Genomic DNA, 8957 nt, shown 5'->3' on the forward strand with positions numbered 1-8957 from the left:
GCCATGCATGAAATGGCCGCCACGGTGCAGGAGGTGGCGCAAAACGCTGAGCTGGCCTCCCAGGCGGCACGCGATGCCGACGGTGAAGCTCAGCAAGGCAACCAAGTGGTGCAGCAGGCTGTTAGCCAGATCGGCCAGTTAGCCGGTGAAGTTGAAGAATCTGCCGAGGCTATTGCTGCGTTGAATCAGGAAAGTGCGCGCATTGGCGGGGTGCTGGAAGTGATCCGCAATGTAGCCGAGCAGACCAACTTACTGGCGCTCAACGCGGCGATTGAAGCTGCGCGCGCCGGTGAACAGGGGCGGGGTTTTGCGGTTGTGGCCGATGAAGTACGAGCTTTGGCCAAGCGTGCGCAGGACTCCACGGAGGAGATCGAAGGGTTGATCGCCAGCCTGCAGACTATGGCCAAAGGCGCAGTCGAGAAAATGGATAGCAGCCGCAACCTGACTCAGCGCACCGTAACGCTGGCTGGTGAAGCCGGCGCAGCGCTGGGACGCATTACTCAGGCGGTGAGCACCATCGAACAGATGAATCAGCAAATTGCTGCCGCTGCCGAAGAGCAGAGTGCGGTGGCGGAAACCATCAGTGAAAGCATCACGCGAGTGCGCGACATTGGCGAGCAGAGTGCCAATGCCAGCCAGCAGACGGCTGTATCGAGTGCTGAGCTGGCACGTTTGGGCGTGGAGTTGCAGGGGCTGGTGGCGCAGTTTCGCAGCTGATTAAGCGGTTGTTGAACATCTCTGCGATGCCGACGCCGTGTTGTAAACAGCCGCTAAGCTGCGTGCTTAGGTCTGAAACTGCAGCACGGCGTTCTGCATGCTACGTGCAACGCGGTCGAGGCTTTTTGCTGCATCGGCCAACTCATGCACCGTGCGGCTATTTTGCTGCGACATCTGTGCGATGTGTTCGACGCGTTCGGCTACTTCGGTGCTAGCGCGGCTCTGCTCGCCGATGGTCTGAGAGATCTCTTCCACGACCTCGGCGGCTCGGTGCGCGCCACCACGGATTTCGTTGATTGACTCACCGGCCTGGCGGGCCAGGGATACGCCATCGTTTACCCGTGTTACACCGGTTTGCATGCTGCTTACCGCTTGCACCGTGCTGCTGCGGATGCGTTCAATCATGCCGGTTATTTCTTGGGTGGATTGCGCGGTGCGTGCGGCCAGGTTGCGTACTTCGTCGGCGACTACAGCAAAACCGCGGCCGGCCTCACCAGCCCGGGCGGCCTCGATGGCCGCGTTGAGTGCCAGCAGGTTGGTCTGTTCGGCGATGCTCTTGATCACCTGGATAATTGAGTGGATTTCTTCGGACGATTCACCCAGCGCAGTGATGGTGGCGCTGGACTCGTTCACGGCCTCGGCAATCCGGCTCATGCCGTCAACCACACCCATAATCACTTGACCGCCGCTGCTGGCCAGCTCTTCGGAGTGCGAGGAAATTTCTTGGGCATTGCGTGCGTGCCCGGCAATCTGGCCTATGTTCTGAATCATCTGCTCCATGGCGCATGCCATGCTAGCGGCGCTCTGCGATTCTTCACTGGTGCTGTGCACGATGCTCTGCGAGGCACCATTAAGCGTATGGGCGGTCTGCTGGAGTTCTTCACCTTCTTTGCGGATACCGTCAATCATCTTCCGTAGGTTGCCCTGCATGTCCGCCAGAGCCTGCTGCAGTTGCCCGGCTTCGTCTTTGCTGTCGACGGTGATGGTGTTACGCAGATTGCCCTGAGCGATGGCGCGAGCGACGCTAATAACGGCTTCCAAGGGGCGCAGAACCGCCTTCATTAATTGCGTAGTGAGCAGGCAGAGTACGCAGCAAACTAGGAAAATACCGCCAATCAGCAGCCAGGCAGCTTGTGTCACTGCCGCTTCACTGTCGCTGCGGGTTTGTGCTGTATGGGCTTCGATCAAACCGCTGAGGGCTTCGTTTTTTTCTTCCAGGTCGGCAAAGCTGGTATCGAAGGCGGCCATTTGTTGGCGCGCCGCCTGTGGGTCTTTTAAGGCCAGGCTGACAATGCCGTCGGCCTGCTGGATATAGGCTTTAAGGGCTGGCTGCGACTGGCTGATGGCCTGACGAATCGCCTCATTTAGAGGCAGCTTGGCGTTGTCATTGAGGGTGCGGGTGAACCATTCGCTGTGCTCGCGTAGGTCATTGCGTAATTGCTCTACAGCGGCACTGTCAGCCGGGTTTATATAAAAGGCCGCGAGAACGTCAGCACGCAGAGCGTCGTGCATCATGTCGCCTTCCAGATGGTTGCGCAGGGCGCTGATGCTCAGCTGGTTTTCGCTCAACGCACTGGCCAGGCGCGTTTGCCCCCAGAAACCGATGCTACCGAGTAACGCCGCAGCCAGTACGCTGATAGCCCCGCATGCGATCATTTTTTGACGGATATTCATGAACAAACCCCAACGAAACTAATGTTGGAATTCAGCCTAGCTCATATGCGCGCCTCCGTAGGCGTAGCTTCAGGGGTGCTATAACCTGCTACTGCTGGCAAGCGGGGCTCTCCGCAGTTCATTGGCCCAGGCCAACAGCGGCACCTGCACGTTAGGTTGCCAAATGCGTGCCCACAGCAGCTGTAGGCGAGTGAGGTCGCCGCGCTCAGTGGGTAGGCGCTGAATGTCGTCATATACTCGCCAATGGCCGTTTTCCAGGGTGGCAAAGTCGAAACGGAAGGGGTGAAAGCCGGTCATGCCCAAGCGAATATCAGTGACCACCAATTCCTCGCCCAGTTGGTCATAGCGCAGCACACCATTGGTAAACCAGGCCAGGCGCGCATGCGCCGGGGAGTCGGCGAGTGCAGCCGCCAGGTGCGTGCCACGGGGGATGCGTTCCAGTTGCGCGGGTGTATCGTCAAACCAACCGACCAGAGCCTCGTGGTAGTCCTCACCATCCAGCACGATCACTCGCCACAACAGACTATTGAACGGCGTCGGCGTACTGAATAGCTGCTCAGCTTCGATACCTTGGCGGGCCAGCTCAGTTTCTACGCGCTGCTCAGCCATATATTTGCCGCTCAGGGTAAAGCCCAGATACAGCGAAGAAACCAGCAACGCCAGTGCCGGAGCTTTGGCCGCTTTGTCACGCAGGCCGCAGAGCAATCCCAGCGCCACGGCGATACACAGCGGCACGGTGTACAGCGGATCGATGATGAAGATACTCGACCACGCTGTAGGAATCGGCGTTAGCGGCCAGAGCAATTGCGTGCCATAGCTGGTAAATGCATCCAGCAGCGGGTGGGTAATCAGCGCCAACCAGACCGTCAGAAACAAACGTTGTGCTGAATAACCGGGGTTATGCCGCAAGCGCCGGGTCAGCCAGGTGAGTAACAGCGCCAGCCCGGTAAGGACGAACAGCGAATGGCTGAAACCACGGTGGTAGGTCATATCGGCCACGGCATCGCCGTAATCGATAATCACATCTAAATCAGGCAAGGTGCCGAGTATCGCGCCGTACAGCAACGCCTTGCGGCCTTGCCAGCGGCCGAGCAGGGCGCCCTGAATACTGGCACCAAGTACCGCCTGGGTGATTGAATCCATGACCGAGTCCTGAAGTAAACAGGCGGCTAAATTAGCCGAGCCGTGGTCGATGTGCTGCGAAAAATCTCGATAAAAGATTTCAGCTAAATAGACCCAGGCTCGTCATTTAGAAGGAAGCAATGATGCGCCCGAGCACGATCATGGCTTCTTCACTCTCGGCGTTCCAAGGATGGCCATAGTTGAGTCGGGCGCAATTGCCGAAGCGGCGGGTGGCCGAGAAGATCGGCCCCGGTGCCAGGCTGATGCCCTGGGCTAGCGCCAATTGGAACAGCCGCAGGGCGTCGATCTGCGGCGGGAACTCGAACCAGAGAAAGTAGCCGCCGCTGGGCCGGGTGACCTTGGTGCTGGCAGGGAAGTGTCGTGCCGCCGAGGCCAGCATCGAAGCCTGTTGCGCCTCCAAGGCATGGCGCAGCTTGCGCAGATGGCGGTCATAACCGCCGTGTTGCAGGTAATCAGCCAGTGCGGCCTGAGCCGGTACGGACGGTGAAATGGTGGTCATCAGTTTGAGCCGGCTGATTTGCTCGGCATAACGCCCGCCGGCAACCCAGCCGACTCGGTAGCCGGGCGCCAGGCACTTGGAAAACGAACCGCAGTGCATGACCAGGCCTTCACGGTCGAAGCTTTTTACTGGTTTGGGTGGCTGACTGGCGAAGTACAGTTCGGCATACACATCATCTTCAATCAATGGCACTTGATGGCGTTGCAGCAGTTCATATAGCGCGCGCTTTTTCTCGTCACTCATGCTCGCGCCTAGGGGGTTCTGCAGGCTGCTCATAAACCAGCATGCCTTGATCGGCAGATCGGCCAGGCGCTCGCTGAGCACATTCAAGTCGATCCCCTCACGCGGGTTGACTGGGATTTCCACGGCCTTGAGCTTTAAGCGCTCCAGTACTTGCAGCGTGGCATAGAACGCCGGCGCTTCGATGGCTACCAGATCGCCGGGTTGGGTCACTGTTTGCAGGCACAGATTCAGCGCTTCCATGGCACCGCTGGTGATCACCAGTTCCTCCAGCGGCAACATCACGCCGCTGACCATATAACGCAGGGCAATCTGCCGGCGCAGATTGGGGTTGCCCTCGGTCATGTCGGCGATCACCGCTTGCGGCTGCATATCACGCACGCTTTGCGCCATGGAGCGCGCCAGGCGTGGCAGAGGAAACAGCTGCGGGCTGGGGAAGGCCGAGCCGAAGGGTACGGTGTTTGGGTCTTTCAACGAGGCAAGCACCGAGAACACCAGCTCGCTGACATCCACTTCGGTGGTTTGCGTCGGCTGCTGGCTGGTTTCCGGCTCGGCCAGCGAATGCCGCGCCAGCTCGCGCACGAAATAGCCGGAGCGCGCCCGTGCCTGGATCAGGCCACGGTCTTCCAGCAGGTAATAAGCCTGAAACACCGTGGACGGGCTGACCCCGTAGGTACGGCTGGCGTGGCGCACCGACGGGACCTTTTCACCCGGGGCCAGCACGCCGGTGCGGATCAGCGCGGCAATTTCGTCGGCAAATTTCTCGTAGCGTTTCATTGTGTCCGTAGGCGCGGCCATTAGATGACCGCACTCTACGGGGAGTTGCTTGGTCATGCGACTGTCAGCGCCCGCGTGGTGAGAGAAAGATGCTCTGCGTTTGTGCCTGCTCGCTGGCATCGGTCAGGTTATGGATCGCAAAGCGCACGGGCAGGGTGCTGGACTCAGCCTGTTCGCTCTCCAGCACCACGGTGACCGGTACATCGAGGATTTCCCCTGGGTTCAATTGCAACTTTTGCGGAGCGTCCAGGCGCAGGCCAGGGCTGTCGAGCAATGACAGGGCGTACTGCTGGGGCTTTTGGGTTTTATTGATTACCTTGAGCAGGTAGGTGTTCTCGATCTGGCCCATTTGGTTCTCACGAAACATGCTGCGGTCCTTGGCGGAGTCGATCGACAACATCGAGCGCGCGTTAAGTGCCCAAATAAAGGCTGCGATCATTAACACCAGAGCGATGCTGTAACCGATCAAGCGGGGGCGCAGCCAGAGGGTTTTGCCGCCTTGCAGTTGGCGTTCGGAGTGATAGCCCACCAGCCCTCTGGCATAGCCCATTTTGTCCATGACCCCGTCGCAGGCATCGATACAGGCACCGCAGCTGATGCAGTCAATCTGCAGGCCGTCGCGAATATCGATACCCGTTGGACACACCTGCACGCACATCAGGCAGTCAATGCAGTCACCCAGGCCTTCAGCTTTGTGATCGCTGTCCTTCTTGCGCGGGCCACGGCCTTCGCCGCGCTTGGCGTCGTAGGCCACCAGCAGCGTGTCATCGTCAAACATTGCACTTTGGAAGCGCGAGTACGGGCACATATGCACGCAGACCTTCTCGCGCAACCAACCGGCATTAAGGTAGGTAGCGGCCATAAAAAACAGCACCCACACCAACGTGCCGCCATCCAGTTGCAAGGTAAACAGCGCTTGGGCCAGCTCGCGGATCGGCGTGAAGTAGCCAATAAAGGTCAGTGCCGTGAGTAGGCTGACGCCCAGCCAGATTGTGTGCTTGGTACTGCGCCGCAGCAGCTTATTCAGCGACCACGGCGCGGCATCTAACTTGATGCGCTGATTACGCTCGCCCTCGGTGACTTTCTCCGCCCACATAAACACCCAGGTCCACACGCTTTGCGGGCAGGTGTAGCCACACCACACACGCCCAGCCACCACCGTGATGGTGAACAAACCGAATGCGGCGATAATCAGCAGCGCCGAGAGCAGGGTGAAATCCTGCGGCCAAAAGGTCGCGCCGAATATGTAGTAGCGGTGCTCGGCCAGGTTCCACAACACGGCTTGGCGGCCTCCCCAGTCGAGCCAGGCGGTGCCGAAGAAAATCAGAAACAACAGACCCGCGCCGTAGAGGCGCAGATTGCGGAAATAACCGCTGAAGCTACGGGTGTGAATCGGACCGCCAGCCTGCGAAGGCGTCAGGCGGATAGGCTGGCGCGGGTCGATGGTTTCGATGATCTGCGCGGAAATACGTTCGCTCATTACGGGCCTCGTCGGGCTTTATCAGGCGAGGCGAACTATGCAGTTGAGACTGATCTGATAACAGACTCAGGTTTTCAAATAAAAAGCAGATCAGATGGCGTAGAAGGGCTGTGGCAGATGGGGGAATTGATCTGCATCTATAGACAGCATAAGTAACTCCCCGAAAGGCTTACTCAGCTAACCCAGCGGGCTTTGTACCCCGGCAAAACCTTGCCCCAGCACATGGGTGTAAATCTGCGTAGTGCGTAAATCGGCATGCCCCAGCAAGGTTTGTACGGTACGGATATCACTGCCGCGCCGTAACAGCTCAGTGGCAAAGCTATGACGAAACGTGTGGCAGCCGGCAGGCTTCGCTAACGTCGAGCGCCGCACCGCCTGGCGCACGGCCTTCTGAATGGAGCTGACATGAATGTGATGACGCACAACCATGCCGTCTTCATCCGTACACATATTCATCGAGGGAAATAACCACTGCCATCCAAATGCACGCGGCGCGTGTGGATACTTACGGCGTAAGGCGAAAGGCAGACTAACGGGGATTTGGTAAAAATTATCCTGCTGCGTCCACGCGTCAAACATGCGCTGCTTGCGCTCCAGCAAAGGCGTAATCAACGAGGAGGGCAGCAGGGTAGTGCGATCCTTCGCCCCCTTACCATCGTGCACCACGATCACCTGCTTATCGAAGTCCACATCTTTGATACGCAAACGTGCCGCCTCCACCACCCTTAACCCCGCGCCATACATCAACGACGCCAGCAACTGGTAAGGCTGGCTCAGCTGCGCGATTAACGCTGTGGCCTCAGCGTGAGTCAGTACACAAGGAATACGCGCCGAGCGCTTGGCACGAACCAGCTCACCAACCTGCCCCAAAGGTTGATCCAAAACCTTGGCATAGAGAAACACCAACGCATTGAGTGCCAGATTCTGAGTGGCCGCCGCGACTTTACGCTCCACCGCCAGCCACGTAAGAAAGGCATTCACCTCAGCCTCACCCAACTCCAACGGATGGCGTAATTTGTGGAAGCGGATAAAGTAGCGAATCCAGTACCAATAGGATTGCTCGGTACGGATACTGTAGTGATTCACACGCATCACCGATCTAAACTGCTCCCGCAGGCGGGGTTTGCTGGCTGAACTGTCCATGTCGGCTCCAGAAAACTAGATTGCTGTATTTGTATACAGTGGTAATGGTTGCGTCAAATACGGAAGTCAAGCGAGTACGTAGCGAGTCCGGTGGATTTATTGTAAGTAGTTGATTATTTTTGATTTTTATTTCGCTTGATCTAGATGGTGCGGGATTATGAAGAACTCCCTACTATCGGATTAACGCGGAATTCCATCAAATCACTGTTAGGCGGAAGAGCAAAGAATGAACAAGGAAGTTATGCGTTCAAATAACAATTGGCTTTTTCAGTCTGCAAATTCGCGTCGTTCGTTCGAGTCCGCGCCGAAACATTTTCGCCAACAAACTCAAATACGCGTCGAGGTAGTAGGGGAGTCGGCGCGGGCCGGTATTTTGAATTCCCATGCGCTTTTACCGGAAGGTCTGCACGCGTATGCTCAAGGCCAATCATCCAGCAACGAGTCGTTTCGTGCTTTGCGCTTGGCGGGGCACCGAAGCCTAACCAGGCATTCAAGCCACTCGCTGCGCTCGTTGGGACCGGCTAAAGCCGGCCCCTTAATTTAACGTTAGGCGGAAGAGCACAAAAGGGTACAGGGAAGTTATGCGCACAAATAACAATTATCTTTGTCAGTCTGCAAGTTCGCGTCGTTCGTTCGAGTCCGCCCCGGAACATTTGCGCCAACAAACTCAAATGCGCGTCGAGGTAGCAGGGAAGTCGGTGTGCGCCGGCTTTTTGTATTCCCATGCACTTTTACCGAAAGGGCTGCACGCGTATGCTCAAAGCCCAATATCCAGCAACGAGTCGTTTCGTGCTTTGCGCTTGGCGCGGCATCGAAGCCTAACCAGGCATTCAAGCCACTCGCTGCGCTCGTTGGGACGGGCTAAAGCCCGCCCCTTAATTTAGCGTTAGGGACCACATGCGATCCTCCACTCAGATTGACGATCACATATTTGAAATAGAGCTAAATAACTTTGGTAGTGAAAAGTACTACGTAGATGGTCAGCTAAGGATGCTCTGAAGTAGCCCTGTATTTCCGGTCGACTTCAGCCCTTGCTGATTTTTAAAACGGCTATTGACCAAAAATCGATCAACACCTCGCCCATTTAAGTATTTTTAGCCGCTGCGAACGCTTCGCAGCTGCTATTCCCCACATTACAGACGCACCTCTCCTGCATTCGTCAGTAAATATCGGCGTGCCATCCACAGGTTCGACAGGGCAAACAGCGTCACCAACTGTGCAGTATTTTTAGCCAAGCCACGGAAGCGTGTTTTCACATAACCGAACTGGCGCTTGATCACCCGG

At 57.2% G+C, this 8957-nt stretch carries 6 protein-coding genes and 2 pseudogenes; 1 reads left to right on the top strand and 7 read right to left on the bottom strand.

From position 1 onward, the window contains the following. The first annotated feature begins 3 nt into the window (after positions 1–3). Entirely contained in the window at positions 4–717 is a 714-nt protein-coding gene (locus VCA57_RS05340; RefSeq protein WP_411183931.1) for a methyl-accepting chemotaxis protein, read from the top strand. A gap of 66 nt (positions 718–783) precedes the next feature. Here the strand turns inward: VCA57_RS05340 and VCA57_RS05345 are convergent, their stop codons facing one another. The 7 genes and pseudogenes from VCA57_RS05345 to VCA57_RS05375 form a co-directional block, all read right to left on the bottom strand. Then, positions 784–1647 (bottom strand): methyl-accepting chemotaxis protein, encoded by an 864-nt coding sequence (locus VCA57_RS05345; protein WP_411183932.1) that lies wholly within the window; start codon positions 1645–1647, stop codon positions 784–786. Further along, a pseudogene (locus VCA57_RS05350) lies at positions 1642–2391 on the bottom strand (HAMP domain-containing protein); the annotation flags it as partial. The gene VCA57_RS05345 and the pseudogene VCA57_RS05350, both read right to left, overlap by 6 nt. 78 nt (positions 2392–2469) lie before the next feature. Further along, positions 2470–3534, bottom strand: coding sequence for a metal-dependent hydrolase (locus VCA57_RS05355; RefSeq protein WP_411183922.1), 1065 nt, complete (start codon positions 3532–3534; stop codon positions 2470–2472). 106 nt (positions 3535–3640) lie between these two features. Continuing rightward, complete coding sequence (gene mapR, locus VCA57_RS05360) at positions 3641–5050, bottom strand: GntR family transcriptional regulator MpaR (protein WP_411183933.1); 1410 nt, start codon at positions 5048–5050, stop codon at positions 3641–3643. A 64-nt stretch (positions 5051–5114) separates the two neighbouring features. Next, a complete protein-coding gene (gene ccoG / locus VCA57_RS05365; protein WP_411183923.1) occupies positions 5115–6530 on the bottom strand; it encodes a cytochrome c oxidase accessory protein CcoG in 1416 nt (471 codons plus the stop codon). A 177-nt stretch (positions 6531–6707) separates the two neighbouring features. Next, positions 6708–7673, bottom strand: a complete 966-nt coding sequence (locus VCA57_RS05370; RefSeq protein ID WP_411183924.1) for an integron integrase — start codon at positions 7671–7673, stop codon at positions 6708–6710. A 1133-nt stretch (positions 7674–8806) separates the two neighbouring features. Continuing rightward, positions 8807–8957, bottom strand: a pseudogene (locus VCA57_RS05375) (IS5/IS1182 family transposase); the annotation flags it as partial.

The sequence above is a fragment of the Pseudomonas sp. genome (genome assembly GCF_046581935.1).
Taxonomy (GTDB): domain Bacteria; phylum Pseudomonadota; class Gammaproteobacteria; order Pseudomonadales; family Pseudomonadaceae; genus Aquipseudomonas.